Raw genomic sequence first — 22,030 nt, forward strand, 5'->3', positions numbered from 1 at the left:
GCACACGGGACTCTACAGGCGACTATCCCGAAGGAAAGCCATGCGTCCGTCAGTCGAGCACCCGCAACTCGCCCTCCAGCCAGGGCAACTGCGCCAGCGCAGGGTCGATCATCTGCGCCTGAAGAAGCTCGCGCACCGTCCGCGCGATGTCGCGCGGGACCCGGTCGGCCCAGTCCGCGCTCGCGAAAAGGGAGATGGTCCGCGCAAACGGCGCGAAGGGCAGCGGGTGTGCCGCGATCCGGTCGTGGTAGCGCGCCGCGCGCATGTAGCCCAGCGGCGTCGTCAGCGCCCAGCCCACCCCGCGTGCCACCAGCACCATCAGCGCCTGGTGCGCGCCGAGCTCGAAGCGCTCCGGAAACTCGGCCTTGTGGCGCTTCAGATGCGTTTCGATCATGCGCCCGATCAACTGGTCGCGGTCGTAGCGCAGAAGCGGCAGCCGATCGAGCGCGGCCGCACCCTCGTTCGGGCCGCGCGGCGTGACGAGGATGAAGGGGTCGCGCGCCAGCGGGTATTCCAGAACGCCCTCGATCGAGTCGCCCGCGCTCGCCGCGACGGCGAGGTTGAGCCGCCGCGCCTTCAGGTCGGCGCTTATCTCGTGGCTCGGCGCCGTGATCAGGCGAAAGCGGCAGCGCGTCATGCTTTCGGCCAGAAGCGTCACGAGGCGCGGCGTGATGTCGTTGTCGAAATCGTCGATCATGCCCAGCGTCAGCGTGGAAAGATGCGCGAGGTCCATCACCGTCAGCTCGGACTGCGCCAGGCGAAGCTGGCTGAGCACCTCGCGGGTCCGCGCAAGAAAGCTTCGCCCCGCCGGGGTCAGCTGCATCGGCCTGCGGGCATGATCCAGAAGTTCCACGCCCAGCGCCGCCTCGAGGTTCTTCATCTGCTGCGAAACGGCGGGCTGGCTGAGGCCGGTCAGCGCCGATGCCCGGGCGACCGAGCCCGACGCGGCCAGCGCCTCGAACACCTCCAGACCCCGCAGGGTCACCCCCTTCGTCACCATGGTCCGCCTCCGGGCGCGCGCCGCGCCACATTCGCCTTTAGTGAAACTCGGCCTTTCGGCCGTCAACCCCGGAGGAGCGTCGCCCGATGCCACCTGTCGCCCTGAAACCCGCCCCGGGCCTTGCGCCCGATGCCGCCGCAGACGTCGCCGACACGGTGCGGACCATGCTCGCCCGTATCCGCGCGGGCGGCGAGGAGGTGGTCCGCGACTACGCGCGCAGGCTCGACGGCTGGGAAAACGAGATCGTGGTGCCGCCCGAGGCGGCGGCGGAAGCGGGCGCGCGGCTGCACCCCGACCTGCGGGACGCGATCGCCTATGCGCACGCGAACATCCGCGCCTTCGCCGAGGCGCAACGCGCCTCGATCAGGGAATTCGAGACCGAACTGCGGCCCGGCCTCGTCGCCGGGCAACGGCTGATCCCGCTTGCCGCGGCGGGCGCCTATGTGCCGGGCGGCCGTTATGCGCACATCGCCTCGGCGCTGATGACGATCACCACGGCCAAGGCCGCGGGCGTGACCCATGTCACGGCCGCCTCGCCGCCGCGCGGCGACGGGATCCCCGACGCGGTGCTTCACGCCATGCACCTGGCCGGCGCGGACCGGATCCTTGCGCTCGGCGGCGTGCAGGCCGTGGCGGCGATGGCCGAAGGGCTTTTCGGCGCGCGTCCGGCGGACATCCTCGTGGGTCCGGGGAACGCCTTCGTGGCCGAGGCGAAGCGGCAGCTCTTCGGACCTGTCGGGATCGACATGGTCGCCGGACCGACCGATTCGATGGTCATCGCCGACGCCACCGCCGATCCGCACACGGTCGCCTGGGACCTCATAAGCCAGGCCGAGCACGGCGCGACATCGCCCGTCTGGCTTGTCACCGATCACCGCCCGCTGGCGGAGGCGGTGATGCGGCTGTTGCCCGACTGCGTCGCCACGTTGCCCGAGCTGAACCGGGCCGCCGCGGCCGCGGCATGGGACGCGATGGGCGAGGTGATCCTGTGCGACACCCGCGAGGACATGGCCGCGACCGCCGATGCCCACGCGCCCGAACACCTGCATGTCCAGGCCGTGGACCTGCTCTGGTGGCGCGCGCGTCTTTCGGCCTACGGCTCGCTTTTCCTCGGCGCCGATACCACCGTGGCCTTCGGCGACAAGGCGGCGGGCCCCAACCACGTGCTGCCTACCGGGCGCGCCGCCCGCCACACCGGCGGCCTTTCAGCCCACAAGTTCCTCAAGGTGGTGACGTGGCAGCGCGCCACCAGCGAAGCGTTGCCCGAGCTCGTCCGCGCCACAACCGCGGTTTCGCGGGGCGAGGGCATGGAGGCCCACGCCCGCGCCGCCGAAATCCGGCTGGACACGGGCGCTCGCGCGATCGACCTCGCGCGGGAAGGGCAGGTGACCTGAGGCGCCGCCGCCTTGCGGTCGCGGCCATGCTATCATGCACGGGCGCCCGGGCCGCCCTGCGCGCCGGCCGTGGCGGGGCGCCCGCGCGGCGGGCTGCCAACGCCTCGCCCCGCGATGCGGATCCTCAGCGGTAGGCCGAGCAGACCTGCTCCACCCGGTCGCCGAAGGCCCTGTACTCCTGCCAGAAACGTTTGTCTCGCTGGCTTCGCGAGGTCCGGATTTCCTGCGCGCTGTGCGGGTCGCGAAAGAAGCGCGCCGCCTTGCGCTGGTCGCCGCGCTTCAGCATCCCGTCCGCCACGGCCTGGATGCACCCGCACATGGAGCGCGTCGCGCCGGGACGGTCCGATTGCAGGCAACCGCGCTGAAGCGGACCCGCAGCGGTGGAGGTCACGCCCGAAACCATGAGTAACGCCGCGCAAGCGGCGACACCGATTTTTTTCATCTGCCTCTTCGCCTCATGCTGAACGGGGCGCCGGAAGCGCCCTCTTTTTTGTGGCGACATAATGCGCAGGCGCGTCCGGAATTTCAACGCGGGATCACGCCGCCGGCCCGTGCGCGGCAGCGATGTCTTGACGCAGGGGCAAGCTGCAGCACCTTTCAGAGGGCAACCCGAAGCGGAGGCCCCCATGCGCCACTTCCTTTCCGGCTGGCTCGCCGCCGCCGCCCTCGCTGTCGCCGCGCCCGCCGCCGCGCAGGAGGTGGACCTTGAGCTCGTGCTGCTGGCCGATGCCTCGGGGTCCATCGACCGCGATGAAATCCTGTTTCAACGCCGGGGCTACGCCGAGGCGATCGTCGATCCCGCCGTGCTGCGCGCCATCGCAGAGACCGCCTATGGCAGCATCGCGGTCACCTATGTGGAGTGGGCCGCCGCGGACAGCCAGGGCGTCGTGGTGCCCTGGACGGTGATCGCCGGCGCAGAGAGCGCCGCGCGCTTCGCCGAGGCGCTGATGGAGCCGCCGCGCATGGCCTACGGCCGCAACGCGATCGGCTCGGCGCTGCTAGCCGGCAAGCGGCTGATCGAGGAGAACGATATCGACGGCTGGCGCAAGGTGATCGACTTTTCCGGCGACAGCGCCAACAACTACTCCGGTCCGCCCATCTCCGCCGCGCGGGAGGAGGTGCTGGCCGCGGGCATGACCATCAATGCGCTCGCGATCCGCTGCCGCTTCTGCTCGGGGAGAGCGGGGGGCGGCGCCGACCTCGAACGGCTCTACGAGGACAGGATCATCGGCGGGCCCGGCGCGTTCGTGGTGACGGCGGAGGGCATGGACAGCTTCGCCGACGCGGTGCGCCGCAAGCTGATCCTCGAGATTTCCGGCCCCTCGGGCCGCCACGGCCCCGCCATCGCCGCGCGCTGAGCAGCGCGGGACCGCGCCCCCGGCACAGCCGGGGCGCGACCGTCCATCCGGGGCCGTCGCTGCTATCTCAGGGGGAAATGGCAGGCGTGAACGCGGCCGTCTTCTTGGACGCGGTGCCGGGGCTTTTCAATGCGGCAGCGCTCCTGCGCGTAGGGACAGCGGCCCACGAAATCGCATCCCGTGGGTCGGTTCACGAGGCTCGGCACCTCGCCCGAGATCGAGACATGCGTACGCCGCCGGTCCGGATCGGGCTGGGGCACGCCGCGCACCAGCGCCTCGGTATAGGGGTGGGCGGGCTCGGCGAAGATCGCCTCGGCGTCGCCCTGCTCCACGATGCGTCCCAGATACATGATCGCCAGCCGGTCCGAGATGTGGCGCACCACGGGCAGGTTGTGTGTGATCACGAGGTAACCCAGCCCGTGCTCGGCCTGAAGCTCGGCCATGAGGTTCAGGATCTCGCCCTGCACCGAGACGTCGAGCCCCGCGGTCGGCTCGTCGGCGATGATCAGCCGCGGGTTGAGCGCAAGCGCGCGGGCCACGCCGACGCGCCGGGCCTGCCCGCCCGACAACTCGTGCGGGTAGCGCGACAGGAACGCCTTGGGCAGGCGCACGAGCCCCGCGAGGCGCTCGGCCTCTGCGTCGAGATCGGTGTCGATGCCGTGGATCTGCAACGGCTCGGTGATGAGCGCACGCACCGATTTCCGCGGCGAGAGCGAGCCCACCGGGTCCTGGAACATCATCGCCATGTCGCGGCGCAACGGCTTGAACCGGCCCTCGCGCATGGTGCGGATCTCCTCGCCGCCGAAGCGGACGCTGCCGCCCTGCGAGGCGACGAGATGGAGCACCGCCCTGCCCAGCGTCGTCTTGCCCGAACCGCTTTCGCCGACGAGGCCCACGGTCTCGCCCTCGCGCACCGAAAGCGAGACGTCGAGCACGGCATCGACGAAGGGATCCTTCACGCCCTTCAGACGCGCGCTCAGCGATCCCATGGTGGGAAAGCGCACGTTGAGGTCCTCGACCTCGAGCACCGGCGCGGTGCCCGCGTCGGGCGAGGCGCGGCGCGCGCCGCCCCCCTCGCCCGCGCGGACGGTGGCGACGTCGGCGGGCGGCGGCCACGCGGCATCGGCGTGCGGTCCGGCGACGAGGTGACAGCGGGCGATGCCCCCCGCGGGCGTGGCGTGATCGGGCGGCGTCTCGGCCCGGCAGACCTCCATCGCGCGGGGGCAGCGGTCGGCGAAGATGCAGCCGCCAAGCGGGCGCGTCAGGTCCGGAATGTCGCCGGGAATCACCGGCAGCCGGCGGCTGCGCTCGGCGATGCGCGCCGGATCGCACTCCAGCAGCGCACGGGTGTATGGGTGCTGCGGGGCATGGAAGATGCTGCGCACATCGCCGGTTTCCACCACCTCGCCGGCATACATGACGACCACCTGGTCGCAGAGCTCGGCGATCAACCCGAGGTTGTGCGAAACGACCACGACCGTCGCATCGAATTCGGTCTGAAGCTCCTGGAGCAGATGGATGATCTGCGCCTCCATCGTCACGTCGAGCGCGGTGGTGGGCTCGTCCGCGAGCAGCAGGTTCGGTTCGGTCAGCAGCGCCATCGCGATGCCTGCCCGCTGCCGCATCCCGCCGGAGAACTGGTGCGGATACTGATCGACGCGCTCGCCCGGGTCGGGGATGCCGACCTTTTCCAGCATCGCGATGCCGCGTCGGCGCTTTTCCGCGGCCGACATGCCCCGCCGGCGATAGAGGATGTCGCGCATCTGCCGGGCATAGCTCAGCACCGGGATCTGGCTCGTCATCGGATCCTGGAAGACGACGGAGATCTCCTCGCCGCGGGCGGCCCGCATCGCCTCTTCGGAAAGGCGCAGCATGTCGCGCTCGCCGAAGAGGATCTGCCCCGACGTCACCTCCGCGTTGCCGGCCAGAAGCCCGAGGATCGACCAGAGCACCGTGCTCTTGCCCGATCCGCTTTCCCCGACGACGCCCACGAATTTCCCGCGCGGCACCGCGAAACTGACGTCGCGCAGCGCCTTCACCCGCCCGCGCGGCGTGCGGAAATCCACCGAGAGGTTGCGGATGTCGAGCAGCGTGGCCTCGTCGCCGGTCGTGTCTTTCGCCATGTCAGCGCCCCTTGCCCATGCGCGGATCGAAGATGTCGCGCAGCGCCTCGCCCAGGAAGGTGAAGCCGAGCGTCGTCAGGATCAGCGGGACGCCCCCCGCGATCACCATCCAGGGCGTGTCGCGGATCACCAGGTAGCCCTCGTTCAGGATCGTGCCCCAGCTCGCCGTCGGCGGCAGCACGCCGAGCCCCAGGAACGACAGCCCCGCCTCGACGGTGACGACCACGGGCACCTCCATCGCCGCGAGGATCAGAAGCGGGCCGACGACGTTGGGCATGACGTGCTGGAACAGGATGCGCGGCGTCGAGGCGCCCAGGGAGCGTTCGGCGATAATGAAATCGGCGGATTTCAACGACAGCGTGGCGGTGCGCGCGACGCGGGCGTATTGCGGGATGGAGGTGATGATGACGATGGCCAGCACCAGTTCCAGGCTCGGGCCGGTCAGCGCGACCGTGGCGAGCGCGAGGATGATCGTCGGGAAGGCCCGGACGGTGTCGAAGAGCAGAAGCAGAAGATTGTCCAGCCAGCGCGGGCCGAAACCCGCCATCATGCCCAGGATCAGCCCCACGACCAGCGAGACCGACACGCCGATCGCGGCGATCTTCAGCGCGACGCGCCCGCCGTAAAGGATGCGCGAGAAGGTATCGCGGCCAAGCTGGTCGGTGCCTGCCCAGTGCTCGGCCGTGGGGCTGGAAAGGCGGGCCGGAATGTTCAGCGCGTTCGGATCGTAGGGCGCGAGCCACGGCGCGAAGATCGCCGAGGCGAAGAAGACCAGCACCAGTACGAGGCCCGTCATGCCCTGCCAGCTGGTCAGGAACATGCGCAGCTTCTCGCGCCGCTCGCGGGCGGCGGATTCGCGCATGGTATCTTCCAGCGCGTCCTCGGGAAGGCGGCTGGCGTCCACGGGCGGCAGCCCGGTTTCCATTTCAGAGCGTTTCACGGACACGGGGATCCAGCCAGGCAACGATGAGGTCGGACAGCAGGACGACGACGATGTAAAGCGCGGTCGCGACCAGCACGCCGCCCTGCACGATGGGGAAGTTCCGCGCCATGACGGCGTCGAAGATGAGCTTGCCGAGGCCCGGGCGCGCGAAGATGATCTCGGCGAAGACGGTCGACGAGATCAGCCCGCCGAAGCCCATGCCGATCAGCGTCACCGTGGGCAGGATCGCCACGCGCAGCGCGTAGCCGAACACCACCCGGCGCGGGCGCAGGCCGAAGGCGCGGGCGGACCGGATGTAGGTCTCGCCCATGACCTCGAGCATCGAGGCGCGCACCATCCGCGCGAGATAGCCGACCCAGCTGAGCCCGATGGCGAAGGCGGGCAGGACGAGATGGCGGAGCTGGTCGCCCAGATCGCCGGGTTCGCCCGCGCCGATCGCGGGCAGCCAGCCCAGCCCCACCGCGAAGATCAGAAGCGCCCAGATCGACACCAGGAAAGAGGGCACCGCGATGGTCCCGACGGAGAGAAGCCCCGTGACCCGGTCGAGCGCCGTGTTGGGCCGCACCGCCGCCAGGCAGCCCAGCGGAACGCCCAGCAGCACGGCCCAGCCGAGACCGGCGCACACCAGCGCGAGCGTGAAGCCCAGGCGCTCGCCGATGATCGTGGCCACCGGGCGGTCGGAAAAGACATCCACGCCCAGATCCCCCGTCAGCGCGTTGCCGACATAGATCAGGAATTGCGTCCAGACCGGCTCGTCCAGGTGCATCTTCGCGGCGTAGCGGGCGATCGCCTCGGGCGTCGCGCGCGGGCCCAGCGCGATCGTCGCCGGATCGCCGGGTATGAGATGCAGAAGCGAGAACAGCACCGCGACCACGAGAAGGATCACCGCGGCGGACAGGCCCAGCCGTTTCGTCAGGTAGATCATCTTGCGCCCAGGGCTTCGGGCGCCGCCCCGGCATCGCGTCCCGGGGCGGCGCGGTGTGTCACGCCCGCACGAAGCGGCGGTAGTCCAGTTCCCCCGTGGGCGCCGCGCTTACCACGACGTCGCTGGAATGCACGAAGGCCTCGGGCTCGTGGTTGATCCAGACATAGGCACCTGTTTCCTCCATGATGTCCTGCATCCGCAGGTAGATCTCCTCGCGCCGGGCCGGATCGGTCTCGCGCGTGCCCTCGGCATAGAGGCGGTCATATTCCTCGGAGGTCCAGCGCTCCCAGTTCCAGACACCGACCTGGTCGGAGGTGAACCACTGGGTCGCCTCGTAGGGGTCGGGCGTCGTGCCGAACCGCATCAGCCAAAGTTCCAGGTCCTGCCAGGTGTCGCCCTTGCTTTCCTGGCCCATCTCCCAGAACGGGCCGGAGTCGAGCGGCAGCACCTTCACCGTGATGCCGATGCCGGCGAGGTTGGCCTGGATGATCTGGGCGGCCAGCATCCGCTCCTGCGTGTTGAGCGTACGCAGCGTCAGTTCCAGCCCGGCGATCCCGGCCTCGGCCAGAAGGTCGCGCGCCTTCTGGGGATCGTACTGGTAGTATTTGGTCGCGTCGCGCTTGCCGAGCAGGCCGGGGCAGACGATGCCGTAGGATTTCTCGGTGGTGCCGGAATAGGCGCCTTGCAGGATCGAGTCCACGTCCACCGCGTGCTGGATCGCGCGCCGCACGGTCAGGTCCGCGAGCTTGGGGTTCTGGGTGTTCATGCCGAGCCACATGTATTGCAGCTCGCCCCCCACGGTGATCTCGGCGCCGTCGGGCATGTTCGCGCTGTAGCGCGCGAGCGTGTCGGCCGCGACCTCCGTGCAATGCAGCTCCCCGGCCTCGAAGGCCAGTTCCGCCGCCTTCACCTGGCCGATGATCGGGCATTCGACCCGCTCGAAGGCCGGCTTGGGCCCGGTCCAGTCCGGGTTCGGCGTATAGAGCGCGCGCTGCCCGGGCGTGAGGTCCAGCTTGTAGGGCCCGCAGATCGCCGGGAACTCCGTCGTGAAGCGTTCGCCCACATCCTTCATGGCCTTTTCCGACAGCACCGCCCCGGGGCCGTGGCAGAGCGTGACCATGATGAAGGGCGCGAAGGGCTCCTTCAGCACGATGGTGCCCGACCGCTCGTCAGTGACGTCGACGCGGTCGAGCGCCTCGAAATAGCCCGACCAGTCGCTCGAGGTCATCCGCTCATAGGAATACTTCACGTCCGCCGCCGTCACCGGCCCGTAGCCGCCGGACCAGACCAGCCCGTCGCGCACGGTGAAGTCGATGTGGGTGGCGTCGCGCTGTTCCAGCGTGTCGACGAAATAGGTCGGCTCCCAGGTGACGGTGTCGCCCTCGCGTTTGTACTGGGCGAGGAAGGGCAGACACTGCTTCTGCGCCTCGATCTCGATGCCGCCGGTCATGAAGCCCGGGTCGAGCACGTCGAGATCGCCGTCGATCCGCAGCCGCAGCGTGCCCGAGGATTGCGCCGCCGCCTTGAACGGCAGCACCGCCGCGGCACCCGCGGCCGCCGTCGAGGCGAGGAACCCGCGTCTTGTCTGGGTGAAACGTGTCATTGGAAGTCCTCCCGTATTTGTTTTCAGGTTCAACAGGCAAAAATGGATCCGCCACGCGATCCGTGGCCCGCCGCGAGGCGGTCATGCGTCGTGCCTGCGCGCTTTCGCGCCATCACACCAACTGCCGCGGAATGCGCTCGTCCCAGCTTTCGTCGTGCACGAGGTCGTCGTTCTCCCAGGCGCGCGCCCGTGCCTTGACGATGAAATGCGTCGCGTCCGCGGTGAGCGTCGTCTCGGTCTCGCTGCGCATCTTCCAGTCGCCGCGCTCCAGCGCGTAATGCCAGCGCACGTCCCCGACGGCCGACGTGATGTCGCCCGGCCGCACCCGGTAGGATTCGTAACCCTGCGAATAGGTCGTCAGCTCGTTGCCGGCGATCCGCACCCGTCCGCCACCCTCGGCAAGGCGCATTTCCATCTCCCCGGTGCGCGCATCCTCGACGATCTGCCAGTACTCTTCCGGCGCCTCCAGGACCTCCTTCTCGAGAGGCGGCGCGGCCTCCGGCGCCTCGAAGGCGGGGAGCGCGTCGTCCTCGGGAACCGGCGGGCGCAGCGGCAGGACGAGGCGCGAGCCCTCGGTGTGGACCGAGATCGTCACCTTCTCGGGCGCGGGCCAGATCATCGGGAAATAATTCGTCGAGATCGCGAGGCGGAGGCGGTGCCCGGGCCGGAACCGCTGCGCGACATGCTTCATCGGCACGGTGACCCTGTAGCGTTTGCCCGGCTCCAGCGGCTCGGGATGCTCGTGGCTGTCGCGGTGGGTCAGGTTCAGCACGCCGAAGGTGACGCGGGTGGACCGACCGTCGGGATGAACGTCGCCGATCCGCACGGCGAGTTGCGCCACGGGCCGGTCCACCGAAAGCTCGAGCACGACCTGCGCGTCCCCCGCGATGTCGAGCGGGTCCTCGAGCGGTGCGGTCTCGAAGGTCAGGCTCCCGGCATCGTCCCGGCGCTTGTCGAGGGGCGCGTCGCCCGGCTTCGAATAGCCGCACCACTTGCCCGAGGCCATCCCGACATCGAGCGGGGTGGAATGTTCCAGCACCCCGTCGGGCGCCGTGGCCTCGCGTGACAGGCTGTGGTCGGCGCCCAGCCGGAATTCCGCGCGCTCCACGTTAGGGGAGGGCCAGGACGGCTCCGCGATCCAGGCGCCCTGGCGGACCTCGTAATGGCCCGCGGGCTCGGCGCTGTTCATCCGGTAAAGGCGCAGCATCGGCTCGTCCATGATGCCGGTGTCCTTGTCCTTCAGCCAATGGTCCCACCAGCGCAGCTCTTCCTGCAGGAAGCCGATGGCCGGGCCGGGCTCACCGATATGCGGATAGCGGTGCGCCCAGGGACCGACGAGGCCCTTCCTCGGACCCTGGAGGTTCTCCATCAGACGGAACACCGCGCGGCAGTAGCCGTCGGGCCAGCCCGAGACCGCGTAGACGGGGATCTGGATCTTCGACCAGTCCTCGCAGACGGAGCCATGCTTCCAGAACTCGTCGCGGGTCTGGTGTTCGAGCCAGTTCTTCAGCCAGAGGCCGCTCCCCTTCAGCCGCTCTTTCCACATCTCGCGCCAGCGCTCGCCCACATGGCGCGGATCCGGCGGCAGCGTGTTGCGGCCGAACATGATCGACGCCCAGGAGAGCTGCTCGCCCAGAAGGCAGCCGCCCATGTAGTGCACGTCGTCGGCGTAACGGTCGTCGGTCGAGCACAGCGTGACGATCGCCTTCAGCGCCGGCGGCTGAAGCGCGGCGACCTGAAGCCCGTTGAACCCGCCCCACGAGATGCCGATCATGCCGAGATTGCCGTCGCACCAGGGCTGGTCGGCGATCCAGGAGATGGCATCGACGCCGTCCTGCAACTCCTGCGGCAGGTATTCATCCGGCATCACCCCTTCCGAGTCGCCCGCGCCACGCAGGTCGAGGCGCACCACCGCATAGCCGTGACCGGCAAGATAGGGCTGCATTGTGGCGTCACGCTCGGCGGTGAAGTCGTTCTTGCGGTAGGGAAGATATTCGAGGATCGCGGGCACCGGGGCGTCCTCCGCCCCCTCGGGCATCCAGATCCGCGCCGCGAGGCGGCAGCCGTCCGGCATCGGGATTTCGGTATGCTCGATCTCCCGCACCGCGTGCGGGAAGGATCTGACGATCTTCATGCGTGACGCTCCGCTAACTGCCTTCAATTCACACAAGCATGCGCGGGGGTGCGACGCAATTTCGCGCCCTTTCGCGGATTGACACTTTTTGCGCATCCATGCGCTAAATGCGCGGTCATGGATGATTTCGCCGACAACCTGTCCTTCCTGTGCTCGCACTATCCATCGATCGCGGAGGTGTGCCGCCGCCTCGGCATCAACCGCCAGCAATTCAACAAGTATCTCTCAGGGCAGTCGCGCCCGTCGCGGGCCAACATGCGCCGGATATGCGATTTCTTCGGCGTGACCGAGGGAGAGATCGTCTCGGAGGCGTCGCAGCTGCGCAGCCTCGCCTCGGTGCGCACACAGCCCTTCGCGTCCCCGGCGCTCGACGGCCCCATGGCCCATCTCGAACGCCTGATGCGCGCGAGCGGAAGCCTGCGCCGCTATGACGGATTTTATTTCCGCTATTTCTACTCTTTCGGGAAGCCCGGGCGGATCACGAAATCCCTTGCGCGCATCTATCACGTCGACGGGCGTTGCTACTGGAAGAACCTCGAACTCATCCGCGAGGACGGGCGCGGCCCGGCCGATGCCATCAGCAAGTACGAAGGCGCGGTCTTCTTCCTGACCAACCGGATCTACATCGTCGAATACGAGGCGATGCAATCCAACTCGATCACGCAGATGACGCTCTATCCCAGCTATCACAGCCGGATCGGCCGGCTGACGGGTATCCAGACCGGCGGGCCGACCCGCCGGGGCCGCAAGCCCGGCGCGTCGATCGCGATGCTCGAGCATCTCGGCCAGCAGGTCGACGTGAAGCGGGCGCTTTACGGCTGCGGGCTTTTCGCGCCCGACGCGCTCGAGATCCCCGAAGGCGTGCCCGAGATGATCCGCAACAGGATCCCCGAAGGCGGCCACGTGCTGGAAGTCGAGGAACCCTGAACCGCACGCAGCGCGGCGCGAGAGAGGTCCCGCGTCTCGACCGGAGTCACGGTCGCTCCCCGCGGCGCCCTTCCTCGAAACACATCCGCGGTTGCCGGGAGGCGGTCCGGTATCTGGATAACTGCTCCCGGGGCCGGCGCTCTGGATCGAGCCAAGGACGGCGCGCCCCACGAAAACCTCTGCCGAAGAAGATCCCCGAGACCCGCTGCAAGCCGGGCAGCGGCCCCTGCCAGCGCGGCGGAGGCCGCTTTCAAATGTCGCGCGATGCCGGCAGCGGCGCTGCCGGCAGCCGGTTCAGAAGACGACCCGTCCATGCACGCCCACATCGGGCATCTTGTCGGTCACGTTGGCCTTGGCGATCTCGTAGAGATACGCGGCGCCGCCTTCCGTGGCCCAGATCTCGCCCTCGTGGGGCGTGAACTTGACCAGCCGCACGGCGTCGTCGTCACGGCCATCGGGGAACCAGGCCGCGGCCATCGCGGACCAGAGTTCATCGAGCTTGGCGGCGTCGTTGGTTTCCTCGAGCTTGCCGAAGACGTTGGCGTAGAAATTCGCCCTGGGGTCGGCCACGTGGAACGACGCCTCGCCGCCGGATTTCGCCGCCCGGTCGGCCGCCGAACCGGCGGCGGTGATGAACCAGATCGCGTTCGCGTCCTTTTCGGGCATCGGCGACATCGGCACCGGCCTTTCGCCATCCGCCGCCAGAAGACCGGCGCGCACGTCGTCGAGACGGCTCCAGAATTCCTGCTTGAGTTCCGTATCTGCCATCAGGATTTTCCTTGCCCTGTGGTGAGAAATCGAATGGCGCGGCACGCTGTCGGTGCAGCGGCGCGCGCCCGCCCTTTGCTTGCGGCGTGTGAGGGTGTCGGCTTCTCGGGCAAGGGTCAAGGGGCAGCGGCCGGAGGCGCCCCACGCCACGCCGAAACGCCTCGACGGGCGCTATTCCGGTGCCGGGCGCATGTTTGCGTCAGCGATCCGAAGATATCCGGATGTCATGGCTGCCGTTCCTGAACACGTATAGAACCATGTGCGCGGCGCCGGAGCCGGAGTTTCGACAACTCCTACAGAAGAGCCACGATCTCAACTGGGGGGCATAAACAGGCCGTCAGATAATTTCGACCTGGAGGCCGAGGTTGAGTGCCTCTGATATTTGCTCGATGTTTCGCTTCTTTTGCATCGTGTTGCTGTGTGTCTTGATAAAGTATGGTGGGACGCGAGCTTCATAGTATTTTTTTGAGGGCGTTCGGGACACGATGTTCTCGCCGTTGACCATGATTCCGATTGCTTCGACCGCTTCCATCCCAGCGCGCTGAATAACCGCAACAAGTGTGTCAGCCGCCTTCTCCTTTGCAAACACTTCCCTGTTCGGGAAGCGGACAAGAAGTCCCGTCTTCGGTGACTTGGAACCCGAAAGAATTTTTCGTGCTGCCTCTTCGACGACTGCATCTTCTGGTTCCGCATCCACATCTGCGGCAAACGAATTCTCCCATTCTAACTCAAGCGCCCGAACCTTTTCGACGAATGCCTGCAGCGCCTTTCCCTTCTTGATCAGGTCCTCGGCCTCAGCATATTCCGATGCACGAAAGAACTTTGCGCCTTCGGAATTCAGATTCTCGACCTCGGCTTGGAGTTCCATTCGCATCAATTCAAACGCAATTGCTACGCTATCCATGTTTTTCGCTCGCTTCCCGTTGGCCCGTGTCTCGTCCATCGAATCTGAGGCTTTCTGAGTGAAGTCTAAGAGATAGACGACTCAGAACAATCAGGGTGCGGGCGTCGGGTTAGTCTGGCCGCGGAGATGCCGCATACAGCTGTCATGGAAGCGAACACCACTACATATTGACAAGCGCCCAGCAAAGTGTTACCTATCCACTAAACAGGGGAGGCACCCATGACCGCTGAAGGTCTGAAGTTCGGCGCATTCGTTCGCCGGGAACGCGAGGCAAGGGAGATCGGCTTGCGCGAAATGGCCAAAAAGATCGGGGTGAGCCCGACCTACCTGTCGAAGGTCGAGCGGGACGAGTTCACGCCGCCGACCGAGGACAAGGTCAGGGCCATCGCGCAGATCATCGAGTGCGATCCCGACGAGTTGCTGGCCTTGGCGGGTCGCATGCCCTCGGACCTCGCCGACATCATCAAGCGGGCGCCGGTCGAGGTGTCGGCGCTTCTCCGGACGACCAGCGGCATGACTCGAGACGAGATTGCGCGGCTCGCGGCAGAGGCAAGAAAGACCAGAGGCGACTGAACAACCGGCCCGGCACCCTATCGATGCAGATGAAGGATGAAAGATGAGCAGACATGTTCCCTATCTCGCCGAGGAGGCCATCGAGCGCGACGCCGCCGCGCTGCTTGCGGAATTTGAGCATGCACGGGGAATGGTTCTTGAACCGCCGATCCCGGTCGAGGACATCGTCGAGAAGCACCTCAAGCTCCGCATCGAGTTCGACGACCTTCACGCCCGCCACAATATCCCGCGGCCTGAAAGCGGGCAGACCGACATCCTTGGCGCGATCTACGGTGACGGCAGCATCTTCATCGACGAGACTCTCGATCCCGATGAGAACCCGTCACGCGAAGGCCGCTATCGCTTCACTGTGGCGCACGAGGGTGGCGGGCACTGGCGTCTGCATCAACACCTGATCGTGGAGGATACGGCGCAGGCGTCGCTCTTTGACGGCGACAGTGCCCCGAAATTCATCTGCCGTTCGAGCCAGGCAAAGGAGCGGGTGGAGTGGCAGGCCGACTTCTACGCTTCCTGCCTGCTGATGCCGCGCAAGATGGTATTCGCCGTATGGGACGAGTTCTTCCCCGACCGCAAGCCACGCGTGCTCCAGCCGAAGACGTCGATCGAACATTCCTTCGTCGAGATCCCAAAATCCGGCTTTCAGTTGAGCGGACAGATGCTGGAATGCGAGACGGACGACGAGGCATTGGAACGCTTCTGCAAGCCGCTCGCCGAGCGGTTCTTGGTATCGCCCATCGCGATGCGCATCCGACTGGAGAAACTGGGGCTTCTGCATCGCACCGTGCCGCTGCAGCGGCTTCTCGCGGGTAACTGACCCCCCTTTTGAGGAGACTGTAAAGTGTCAAGTGAACAGGCGAAATCTAGCGTAGTGGCGCGGGGCGACGGGTTTGAGACCCGCGACTTCTACCTCGCCTGTTTCCTGCGCTGCACTGGATACGAACTCCTCGACCTGCGCGCCGAGGGACGCCGCAAGGTGTTCGTCTTCCGGGACCGCCCGTCCCGGCGCGAGGACGTGCTTTCGTTCTACGGCGACGGGGCGACGGTGACGCCCCTCGCGTTTTCCACCACCATCAAGGACATGAAGGCGCTGCTGCACAATGCTTGAAAAATCCAGCCACACCTCCTCCCAAGCCTCCTGCGGCCCTCAGCTTCGCGAGGCGCTCGACCAGATTGGCAAGATCGTTCTCGACGGCCTGAGCCACGGTCACTTCCGCGCCACCGTGTCGAGCGCGGTCGGCAAGGGAAACCGGCGCGAACTCGTGATCGAGGCGGGCAAGTCCCACAAGTTCACGATCCCTGAAGACGAACTCCCGCGCTGAGGCTGCGCGATAACGGTGATCCCTGAGATGGGGACGCCCAAGATGCAAATGACGATACGATCCTGCGTTATCGGTGTGAATCCGAGGCCGGAGATCAGGGGCACGGGACGGCGAGGAACCACCCGTGAGATCTTCGGTGAAGACAGCACAGAGCAGGCAGGCTGAAAACCTGATCGACCGGACCCGCGCGGTCTGGCAACCGCGCCTCGGGCGCGACCTCACGCCCGATGAGGCAAGGTAAACCGCAAGGCGTGCTTGCTTGCGCCGCAAGGTTGCAAGCGGAGCTTGCAAGAAAGCTGCGGCGCGCATATGTTGTGCGGTGCAAGGTAGCAGGCACTATTTAGAGGGCGCACAATGCAAACCAAACTGCATATCAACCTGACGCAGGGTATCGTTGATGTCGAAGGCGATGTGGATTTTGTGAAAGCAGTCTATGATGACTTCAAGGATCGTTTGTCAGGTGCCGGTACGCCCCCATCCACGCCGCTGGCGGAGGTCAATTCACCTCAGTCGAGGGATGTTGGCCCTGGCGCGGGCAAGCCGAAACGGCGGACGGCAACACGCAAGAAACCGGCCGGAACGGACAATTCCACGGTCTCTATAAGCGCGGATGCGCCGAAGCGCGACAAGGAACTCGATACATCAAAGCTTGCAGCCTTCTACGGGCAGTACTCGCCCGCTAACGCACCTGAGCGAATTTTGATTTTTCTCAAGTTCCTGACCGAGGAACTCCAAATCCAAAGTCCGAACACCGACCAAGTCTACACTTGCTTCTTGGATGTGAAAGAGAAGCCCCCCGGGGCATTCGCGCAGGCGTTCCGCGACACTTCTAGCAAGAAGGGGTTTATTAACTTCGAATCAGCCGAAGACATCACGATCACCACGAAGGGCAACAATCACTTTGAGTTCGACCTGAAGAAGAAGGGCGATGAATGATAGATGCTGTCAATCGCTTCTACGGTTCCATAGAGGACGCAGGTTTACAGTCTCAAGGGGCGCTCATCGAGTTGTTCGTTTATTTCCTGACGGTTGAGCTCGGACAGGAGAGCGCAACGCCGAAGCAGGTCGAGCAGTGCTTCATCGACTGCGACCTGACCGCGCCGAAAGGAACAGCCGCCCGGCTTTCCGAGGGTTTGAAGACCAAACCGCAGAAGTATGTGAAGGCCAATGGCGGCTACAAGCTGCAGCGTCACATGCGCGAAGCACTGTCGAAGAAACTTGGTGCCGAAACGACGACCGTGCAGACGAGTGTAACGCTCCGCTCATTGGAGCACAAGGTTCCTGCAGGTTCTGCAAAGGAATTCCTCAAGGAAACAATTGACTGTTTTGAAACGGGGGCTAACCGCGCCACGATTGTGATGGGCTGGATTCTTGCAATCAATCACCTTTTTGACTTTATCCTCAAACACAAGCTGACCGAGTTCAACGCAGCATTAGCGAAGAACACCGACAAGCGCGTGAAGGTCAGCGCGATCGCCCAACGTGACGACTTTAGCGAGATACCTGAGGGGAAGTTCATCGAATTCTGTAGGAGTGCAGGTATAGTTTCAAACGATGTTCGAAAGATCCTTGAGCAGAAATTGGGGACCCGGAATTCGTCGGCTCATCCATCTGGCATCACGATAACTCGGACCAAGGTTATCGACTTCGTCGAAGACCTCGTCGAGAACGTTGTCCTGAAATACCCCATTTAGTCCGAGGCTCTCATTGCTGCCGCTGGCTGGCCCGGCAATTCTTCGAGCAGACCGGTGGCGCGCCGAGTTCGGAGGCGTTGCAGGCTGCGCTCAACGTGATCGAGGCCAAGGCACATTTCGACGGACCGGAACGGCAGGTCTTCATCCGTGTCGGTGGCCACGAGGGCCGACTCTATCTGGACCTTGGCGACGATGCCTGGCGGGCGGTCGAGATCGACGCCGCGGGATGGCGGGTGGTCGGAACGCCGCCGGTCAGGTTCCGCCGTGCCTCTGGTGTGCAGCCGCTGCCCATTCCGACCCGCGGCGGTTCGGTCGAGACTTTGCGGAACTTCCTGAACGTCAAATCCAACGAGGATTTCGTCCTGGTGGTGGCATGGGCAATCGCAGTCCTTCGCGACCGGGGACCCTATCCCGCGCTCGTCCTCTCGGGTGAACAAGGTTCAGCCAAATCCACATTCTCCGCGGTGCTGAGGGCGCTCCTGGACCCGAATACGGCGCCGCTGCGCGCCCTGCCGCGCGAAGACCGCGACCTGTTCATCGCCGCCAGCAACGGTCACGTTCTGGCCTTCGACAACGTCTCGGGCCTGCCGGCATGGATCTCGGACACGCTTTGCCGCCTCGCCACCGGCGGTGGGTTCGCGGTGCGCCAGCTTTACACCGATCAGGACGAGGTTCTCTTCGATGCGGCGCGGCCGGTGATCCTGAACGGGATCGAGGACATCGTGACCCGGCCCGATCTCGCGGATCGCGCAGTGTTCCTGACGCTCGAAGCGATCCCCGAAGACCGCCGCCGCCCGGAGGCGGAACTCTGGGCGGCCTTCGAGGCGGAACGTCCCCGCATTCTCGGTGTGCTTCTGGATGCTGTGGCCGAAGGTTTGCGGCGCCTGCCGGATACCAAGCTGCCGAAGCTGCCGCGCATGGCCGATTTCGCGCTATGGGCCTCGGCCTGCGAGACGGCGCTCTGGCCCACGGGCACGTTCTGGTCAGCGTATTGCGGCAACCGAAACGAGGCGGTGGAAGGCGTGATCGACGCCGATCCCGTCGCCGCTGCCGTGCGCGCAGTGATGCTTGAGCGGACGGAGTGGACGGGAACAGCTTCGGATCTTCTGGGCGCCATCGCAGAGGCAGCGGGGGAGCGCATCGCCAAATCCAAGACCTGGCCCGACAGTCCACGTGCATTGTCCGGGCGGCTTCGCCGTGCCGCAACCTTCCTGCGGAAGGTCGGCATCGAGCTGTCCTTCGAGAGGGAGGGCCGGGCGCGGACCCGGATCATACGGATCACCTCGACCGCGACGCAAGCGAACCAGAATGATGCGCGGACCCGACCGTCCGCAACGTCCGCTGCGTCCGCAAGCGAGCACAAGCCGAGAGACCACCAATGGTTTCGCCGACAGCAGTGCGCGGACGCTGGCGAGCAGTGCGGACGATCAGCACGGTGAAAATGAACCGAGCGTCCTAGCCAAGCCTCTGAAACCAAAGGAAACGGCCGCAGCGGACGGTGCGGACGCAAACGGCGCTCCTCAATCTGGTCCAGACGAAAGGGCCACAGGCGGTTGGGGGGCACGGCTATGAGCGCGGCTGATGCACTTGCAGCGGCCCGCACGGCAGGTCTGGATCTGCGCGTCGATGGACAGGACCTGGTGCTGACTGCACCGGCGCAGCCGGCGAAAAACATTCTGGATCTCCTCGCACAGCACAAGGCTGGTGTGATCGCGATCCTCCTCGCTCAGGATGAAGACTGGCCTGCGGATGAATGGCGCGCCGTCTACGACGAACGCGCAGCCATCGCCGAGTTCGACGGCGGCTTGTCCCGGCAGGCCGCCGAGGCGCTCGCCCATGCCTGTTGCGTGACGGAATGGCTGAACCGCCATCCCGTCCGCTCGTCACCGGACCAGTGCCTCTGGTGCGGTCAGGCAGAGGGTTCCCACGGGCCTCTCGTGCCTTTTGGAACCGAGGCGGTAGGCCATGCCTGGTTGCATCACCGATGTTGGGAGGACTGGCATGAACGCAGGAAAACCGAGGCAACGGATGCCCTCGCGGCGATGGGGATCAAAGACAGGAGCAACACGACATGGCGAAGCGCAGGGCGAAGGGCGAGCAGGAAGCCAAGACCGTGGTCGCGAACGATCCAGAAGATCAAAAGGGCGCGCTGAAATCCATCGGCGGCTCACAGTCGGACCATTGGAACAACACGCTCGCGAACCAAGCGGTCCAAGCCCTGTGGGTAAAGAACTCCAATGCAGGCGAACAGGACCGGCAACTAAGCGCGACCGTGGCAGCGTTGGCAGGCATTTCGCCGAGGGACGAGTTGGAGGGCATGATGGCGGCCCAGTTGATCGCCGCCCACAATGCCGCGATGGAATGCTACCGCCGCGCCATGATCGGCGAGCAGACCTTCGAAGGCCGGCGCGAGAACCTCAACCAGGCGAACAAGCTTTCCCGAACATGGGCGATGCTGCTGGACGCGTTGAACAAGCATCGCGGGAAGGGTCAGCAGAAGGTGACTGTCGAGCATGTCCATGTCCATGCCGGCGGTCAGGCCGTGGTCGGCACGGTCGAAAGACCGGGGGGAGGGGATCGGAGCAAAATGGAGGAACAACGCCATGCAAAGCAGATTACCCATGCACCTGAGCCCGCGCTGCAGCGCGCAGACACGCAGCGGGACCCCGTGCCGGTCGCCCGCGATGGCGAACGGCCGGTGCCGGATGCACGGGGGCAAGTCTCCGGGTGCGCCGATCGGGAATGACCATGCCCGCAAGCACGGTCATTATACTGCTGACGCTATCGCGGAGCGCAGAGAACTGGCGACGCTGATCCGCTCGATGCGCGGGATCGTCGAAGAACTGGACTCATGACGGAGATCGCGCCGGCGCCAGGGCGCCAAATTGCATCACGCGTCGGGCCGGGTGTTCCCTTGCCGAGTAAGGAAACGGCGCGCCAATCCTGGCATTTTGTGAATTATCCAATTTGTAACCCACCGAACCGCGAGAAAGACTATGGCAGCGCCAAGCAAGACGAACGCAAGCGCAAGCCAATTGACATCAAAATCTGACGGGTTCCGGAGCATTTGAACGAAAGATAAGGATGCGCCCATCAGCATTCCAAAGACGGCACCTGTAATGCCACCGATCACTAAGGCCCCAATTGCGCCAATACCGACAGCAGTCCCCATTGCTGCGACACCTATGCCACCTACAATCCAACCGATTATTCCGCCACCTACGAGTCCACCCAAGAAGCCAGCGCCAGTAGCAAATAGCTTTTGGAACAGACCTTTTTCAGTGATGAAATATCCGGAGACGATGAGAAAAAAGAGGATTGAAATGAACAGCGCGAGAACGTCTGGCAAATGACGGCCAGCGATGGCCAGTGATCTTTCCAGTAGCTTCTTCATGCGGCTAGACCGTCGGACGCGTGCACTCCCAGCCGACATGGTCATCTACGAATTCACTTCTTGCAAGTCTCTGCACACTGCCGCGGCTAGTAGCCTCATACGAGTGGTGGACCCCACACGGTTCCTTCCGGGCGATTTGCCTATGCTGGCGGGCGAAGCGCGCGACCTCGCCAGCGACCGGATTCCATTTTTGGGAGTCCACCGGAATCCGGAATCCACCTGCGAGGCAGCTTGATGGCGTTGCAATCAATGCCTAATCTTGACTCATCCCTATGGAGGACCCCATGGCCAGCATCACGATTCGCAACCTCGACGACGGACTGAAACGCCGCCTCCGCATCCGCGCGGCCGAGCATGGCCGGTCGATGGAGGAGGAGGCGCGGGAAATCCTGCGCCAAGCCATCGGGAAGCCGGCGGGGCCTGCGAACCTCGGCGAGGCTATCCATCGCAGGTTCGCCGCGCTGGGCGGGGTGGACCTGGACCTGCCGCCGCGCGAGCCGATGCCCGAACCACCGCGGTTCGACTGAGGCGGCAGCCATGATCCTGATCGACACCAATGTGATCTCGGAATTGATGCGTCCGAACCCCGCCCCTGAGGTGCTGGCATGGTTCGGCGGCCAGAATGCCATGGCGCTGCATCTGAGTGCCGTGGGCGAGGCCGAGTTGCGGCGCGGCGCGGCGATCCTGCCCGATGGTGAACGCCGCGACCGCCTGATCGCCGAGATCGATGCGATGATCGCGGAGGATTTCGCGGGCCGCGTTCTGCCCTTCGACAGCGCCGCGGCGGTAGCCTTCGCGGCCATCTATTTGGACCGCCAAAACGCGGGCCGACCCATCAGCTTCCCGGACTGCCAGATCGCCGCCACGGCTCGCGCCCACGGTGCCGCGATGGCGACCCGGAACGTCGTCGATTTCGAAGGCTGTGGGGTGGATGTGATCGACCCCTGGGCGAACGCAGGAGGCGCCTGATC

General features: G+C 65.7%; 24 protein-coding genes. 14 read left to right on the top strand and 10 right to left on the bottom strand.

Going from position 1 to position 22,030, the window contains the following annotated elements; translation table 11 throughout:
- Nucleotides 1–49: 49 nt before the first annotated feature.
- Nucleotides 50–1,000, bottom strand: a complete 951-nt coding sequence (locus tag AB6A66_RS05660; RefSeq protein WP_371055115.1) for a LysR family transcriptional regulator — start codon at nucleotides 998–1,000, stop codon at nucleotides 50–52.
- A gap of 86 nt (nucleotides 1,001–1,086) precedes the next feature.
- Between AB6A66_RS05660 and hisD the strand changes: the two genes are divergently transcribed.
- The gene (gene hisD / locus AB6A66_RS05665; protein ID WP_371055116.1) at nucleotides 1,087–2,394 is read left to right on the top strand and encodes a histidinol dehydrogenase; all 1,308 of its coding nucleotides are present in this window, start codon (nucleotides 1,087–1,089) and stop codon (nucleotides 2,392–2,394) included.
- A gap of 124 nt (nucleotides 2,395–2,518) precedes the next feature.
- Here hisD and AB6A66_RS05670 read toward each other — a convergent pair whose 3' ends face one another.
- Nucleotides 2,519–2,836, bottom strand: coding sequence for a hypothetical protein (locus tag AB6A66_RS05670; RefSeq protein ID WP_371037526.1), 318 nt, complete (start codon nucleotides 2,834–2,836; stop codon nucleotides 2,519–2,521).
- Between the two features lie 184 nt (nucleotides 2,837–3,020).
- Here AB6A66_RS05670 and AB6A66_RS05675 point away from each other — a divergent pair, with 184 nt between their 5' ends.
- Complete coding sequence (locus tag AB6A66_RS05675) at nucleotides 3,021–3,752, top strand: DUF1194 domain-containing protein (protein WP_371055117.1); 732 nt, start codon at nucleotides 3,021–3,023, stop codon at nucleotides 3,750–3,752.
- A gap of 62 nt (nucleotides 3,753–3,814) precedes the next feature.
- On the opposite strand, the gene AB6A66_RS05680 is transcribed toward AB6A66_RS05675, so the two are convergent.
- From AB6A66_RS05680 to AB6A66_RS05700, 5 genes are all read right to left on the bottom strand, one after another.
- Entirely contained in the window at nucleotides 3,815–5,875 is a 2,061-nt protein-coding gene (locus tag AB6A66_RS05680; protein WP_371055118.1) for a dipeptide ABC transporter ATP-binding protein, read from the bottom strand.
- Between the two features lies 1 nt (nucleotide 5,876).
- Nucleotides 5,877–6,815, bottom strand: coding sequence for an ABC transporter permease (locus AB6A66_RS05685; RefSeq protein ID WP_371055119.1), 939 nt, complete (start codon nucleotides 6,813–6,815; stop codon nucleotides 5,877–5,879).
- Nucleotides 6,802–7,743 carry an ABC transporter permease gene (locus AB6A66_RS05690; RefSeq protein ID WP_371037530.1) on the bottom strand — a complete coding sequence of 314 codons (942 nt, stop codon included), beginning with the start codon at nucleotides 7,741–7,743 and terminating at the stop codon, nucleotides 6,802–6,804. The genes AB6A66_RS05685 and AB6A66_RS05690 overlap by 14 nt, the downstream gene beginning before the upstream one ends.
- A gap of 58 nt (nucleotides 7,744–7,801) precedes the next feature.
- Complete coding sequence (locus AB6A66_RS05695; RefSeq protein ID WP_371055120.1) at nucleotides 7,802–9,346, bottom strand: ABC transporter substrate-binding protein; 1,545 nt, start codon at nucleotides 9,344–9,346, stop codon at nucleotides 7,802–7,804.
- Between the two features lie 112 nt (nucleotides 9,347–9,458).
- Nucleotides 9,459–11,480, bottom strand: a complete 2,022-nt coding sequence (locus tag AB6A66_RS05700) for a CocE/NonD family hydrolase (protein WP_371055121.1) — start codon at nucleotides 11,478–11,480, stop codon at nucleotides 9,459–9,461.
- A 117-nt stretch (nucleotides 11,481–11,597) separates the two neighbouring features.
- On the opposite strand from AB6A66_RS05700, the gene AB6A66_RS05705 reads away from it, so the two are divergent.
- Nucleotides 11,598–12,407, top strand: a complete 810-nt coding sequence (locus AB6A66_RS05705) for a helix-turn-helix domain-containing protein (RefSeq protein ID WP_371055122.1) — start codon at nucleotides 11,598–11,600, stop codon at nucleotides 12,405–12,407.
- A gap of 294 nt (nucleotides 12,408–12,701) precedes the next feature.
- Here AB6A66_RS05705 and AB6A66_RS05710 read toward each other — a convergent pair whose 3' ends face one another.
- The gene (locus AB6A66_RS05710) at nucleotides 12,702–13,175 is read right to left on the bottom strand and encodes a pyridoxamine 5'-phosphate oxidase family protein (protein WP_371055123.1); all 474 of its coding nucleotides are present in this window, start codon (nucleotides 13,173–13,175) and stop codon (nucleotides 12,702–12,704) included.
- A gap of 337 nt (nucleotides 13,176–13,512) precedes the next feature.
- Entirely contained in the window at nucleotides 13,513–14,118 is a 606-nt protein-coding gene (locus AB6A66_RS05715; RefSeq protein ID WP_371055124.1) for a hypothetical protein, read from the bottom strand.
- 180 nt (nucleotides 14,119–14,298) lie between these two features.
- Here AB6A66_RS05715 and AB6A66_RS05720 point away from each other — a divergent pair, with 180 nt between their 5' ends.
- The 9 genes from AB6A66_RS05720 to AB6A66_RS05760 all read left to right on the top strand — a co-directional run bounded on the left by AB6A66_RS05720 (nucleotide 14,299) and on the right by AB6A66_RS05760 (nucleotide 20,520).
- Nucleotides 14,299–14,652 (top strand): helix-turn-helix domain-containing protein, encoded by a 354-nt coding sequence (locus AB6A66_RS05720; RefSeq protein WP_371055125.1) that lies wholly within the window; start codon nucleotides 14,299–14,301, stop codon nucleotides 14,650–14,652.
- Between the two features lie 43 nt (nucleotides 14,653–14,695).
- Nucleotides 14,696–15,466, top strand: a complete 771-nt coding sequence (locus AB6A66_RS05725) for an ImmA/IrrE family metallo-endopeptidase (RefSeq protein ID WP_371055126.1) — start codon at nucleotides 14,696–14,698, stop codon at nucleotides 15,464–15,466.
- Nucleotides 15,467–15,490: 24 nt separating this feature from the next.
- A complete protein-coding gene (locus AB6A66_RS05730; protein WP_371055127.1) occupies nucleotides 15,491–15,757 on the top strand; it encodes a DUF5659 domain-containing protein in 267 nt (88 codons plus the stop codon).
- Nucleotides 15,750–15,971 (top strand): hypothetical protein, encoded by a 222-nt coding sequence (locus AB6A66_RS05735; RefSeq protein ID WP_371055128.1) that lies wholly within the window; start codon nucleotides 15,750–15,752, stop codon nucleotides 15,969–15,971. Before AB6A66_RS05730 ends, AB6A66_RS05735 begins: the two co-directional genes overlap by 8 nt.
- 354 nt (nucleotides 15,972–16,325) lie before the next feature.
- Nucleotides 16,326–16,907, top strand: coding sequence for a hypothetical protein (locus AB6A66_RS05740; protein WP_371055129.1), 582 nt, complete (start codon nucleotides 16,326–16,328; stop codon nucleotides 16,905–16,907).
- The gene (locus AB6A66_RS05745) at nucleotides 16,904–17,665 is read left to right on the top strand and encodes a hypothetical protein (RefSeq protein ID WP_371055130.1); all 762 of its coding nucleotides are present in this window, start codon (nucleotides 16,904–16,906) and stop codon (nucleotides 17,663–17,665) included. The genes AB6A66_RS05740 and AB6A66_RS05745 overlap by 4 nt, the downstream gene beginning before the upstream one ends.
- Nucleotides 17,666–17,742: 77 nt before the next feature.
- Nucleotides 17,743–19,104, top strand: a complete 1,362-nt coding sequence (locus AB6A66_RS05750; RefSeq protein WP_371055131.1) for a hypothetical protein — start codon at nucleotides 17,743–17,745, stop codon at nucleotides 19,102–19,104.
- Nucleotides 19,105–19,233: 129 nt separating this feature from the next.
- Nucleotides 19,234–19,818 (top strand): hypothetical protein, encoded by a 585-nt coding sequence (locus tag AB6A66_RS05755; RefSeq protein ID WP_371055132.1) that lies wholly within the window; start codon nucleotides 19,234–19,236, stop codon nucleotides 19,816–19,818.
- A 468-nt stretch (nucleotides 19,819–20,286) separates the two neighbouring features.
- Nucleotides 20,287–20,520: an HGGxSTG domain-containing protein gene (locus tag AB6A66_RS05760; protein WP_371055133.1), complete on the top strand. Its 234-nt coding sequence runs from the start codon at nucleotides 20,287–20,289 to the stop codon at nucleotides 20,518–20,520.
- A gap of 35 nt (nucleotides 20,521–20,555) precedes the next feature.
- Here AB6A66_RS05760 and AB6A66_RS05765 read toward each other — a convergent pair whose 3' ends face one another.
- Nucleotides 20,556–21,059, bottom strand: coding sequence for a hypothetical protein (locus AB6A66_RS05765; protein ID WP_371055134.1), 504 nt, complete (start codon nucleotides 21,057–21,059; stop codon nucleotides 20,556–20,558).
- A 284-nt stretch (nucleotides 21,060–21,343) separates the two neighbouring features.
- Here AB6A66_RS05765 and AB6A66_RS05770 point away from each other — a divergent pair, with 284 nt between their 5' ends.
- Nucleotides 21,344–21,586, top strand: a complete 243-nt coding sequence (locus AB6A66_RS05770) for a plasmid stabilization protein (RefSeq protein WP_371055135.1) — start codon at nucleotides 21,344–21,346, stop codon at nucleotides 21,584–21,586.
- Between the two features lie 10 nt (nucleotides 21,587–21,596).
- Entirely contained in the window at nucleotides 21,597–22,028 is a 432-nt protein-coding gene (locus AB6A66_RS05775; RefSeq protein WP_371055136.1) for a type II toxin-antitoxin system VapC family toxin, read from the top strand.
- Nucleotides 22,029–22,030 lie beyond the last annotated feature (2 nt).

It is taken from the genome of Rhodosalinus sp. K401, from assembly GCF_041365735.1.
GTDB lineage: Bacteria > Pseudomonadota > Alphaproteobacteria > Rhodobacterales > Rhodobacteraceae > Rhodosalinus.

Excerpts from the sequence above, each read along its gene's own strand:
- AB6A66_RS05755 (WP_371055132.1), top strand. The coding sequence starts at position 19,234 with ATGAGCGCGGCTGATGCACTTGCAGCGGCCCGCACGGCAGGTCTGGAT.
- hisD (WP_371055116.1), top strand. The coding sequence starts at position 1,087 with ATGCCACCTGTCGCCCTGAAACCCGCCCCGGGCCTTGCGCCCGATGCC.
- AB6A66_RS05775 (WP_371055136.1), top strand. The coding sequence starts at position 21,597 with ATGATCCTGATCGACACCAATGTGATCTCGGAATTGATGCGTCCGAAC.
- AB6A66_RS05715 (WP_371055124.1), bottom strand. The coding sequence starts at position 14,118 with ATGGACGAGACACGGGCCAACGGGAAGCGAGCGAAAAACATGGATAGC.
- AB6A66_RS05725 (WP_371055126.1), top strand. The coding sequence starts at position 14,696 with ATGAGCAGACATGTTCCCTATCTCGCCGAGGAGGCCATCGAGCGCGAC.
- AB6A66_RS05690 (WP_371037530.1), bottom strand. The coding sequence starts at position 7,743 with ATGATCTACCTGACGAAACGGCTGGGCCTGTCCGCCGCGGTGATCCTT.
- AB6A66_RS05670 (WP_371037526.1), bottom strand. The coding sequence starts at position 2,836 with ATGAAAAAAATCGGTGTCGCCGCTTGCGCGGCGTTACTCATGGTTTCG.
- AB6A66_RS05765 (WP_371055134.1), bottom strand. The coding sequence starts at position 21,059 with ATGAAGAAGCTACTGGAAAGATCACTGGCCATCGCTGGCCGTCATTTG.
- AB6A66_RS05695 (WP_371055120.1), bottom strand. The coding sequence starts at position 9,346 with ATGACACGTTTCACCCAGACAAGACGCGGGTTCCTCGCCTCGACGGCG.
- AB6A66_RS05710 (WP_371055123.1), bottom strand. The coding sequence starts at position 13,175 with ATGGCAGATACGGAACTCAAGCAGGAATTCTGGAGCCGTCTCGACGAC.
- AB6A66_RS05675 (WP_371055117.1), top strand. The coding sequence starts at position 3,021 with ATGCGCCACTTCCTTTCCGGCTGGCTCGCCGCCGCCGCCCTCGCTGTC.
- AB6A66_RS05660 (WP_371055115.1), bottom strand. The coding sequence starts at position 1,000 with ATGGTGACGAAGGGGGTGACCCTGCGGGGTCTGGAGGTGTTCGAGGCG.
- AB6A66_RS05735 (WP_371055128.1), top strand. The coding sequence starts at position 15,750 with ATGCTTGAAAAATCCAGCCACACCTCCTCCCAAGCCTCCTGCGGCCCT.
- AB6A66_RS05720 (WP_371055125.1), top strand. The coding sequence starts at position 14,299 with ATGACCGCTGAAGGTCTGAAGTTCGGCGCATTCGTTCGCCGGGAACGC.
- AB6A66_RS05680 (WP_371055118.1), bottom strand. The coding sequence starts at position 5,875 with ATGGCGAAAGACACGACCGGCGACGAGGCCACGCTGCTCGACATCCGC.
- AB6A66_RS05705 (WP_371055122.1), top strand. The coding sequence starts at position 11,598 with ATGGATGATTTCGCCGACAACCTGTCCTTCCTGTGCTCGCACTATCCA.
- AB6A66_RS05770 (WP_371055135.1), top strand. The coding sequence starts at position 21,344 with ATGGCCAGCATCACGATTCGCAACCTCGACGACGGACTGAAACGCCGC.
- AB6A66_RS05740 (WP_371055129.1), top strand. The coding sequence starts at position 16,326 with ATGCAAACCAAACTGCATATCAACCTGACGCAGGGTATCGTTGATGTC.
- AB6A66_RS05745 (WP_371055130.1), top strand. The coding sequence starts at position 16,904 with ATGATAGATGCTGTCAATCGCTTCTACGGTTCCATAGAGGACGCAGGT.
- AB6A66_RS05700 (WP_371055121.1), bottom strand. The coding sequence starts at position 11,480 with ATGAAGATCGTCAGATCCTTCCCGCACGCGGTGCGGGAGATCGAGCAT.
- AB6A66_RS05760 (WP_371055133.1), top strand. The coding sequence starts at position 20,287 with ATGCACCTGAGCCCGCGCTGCAGCGCGCAGACACGCAGCGGGACCCCG.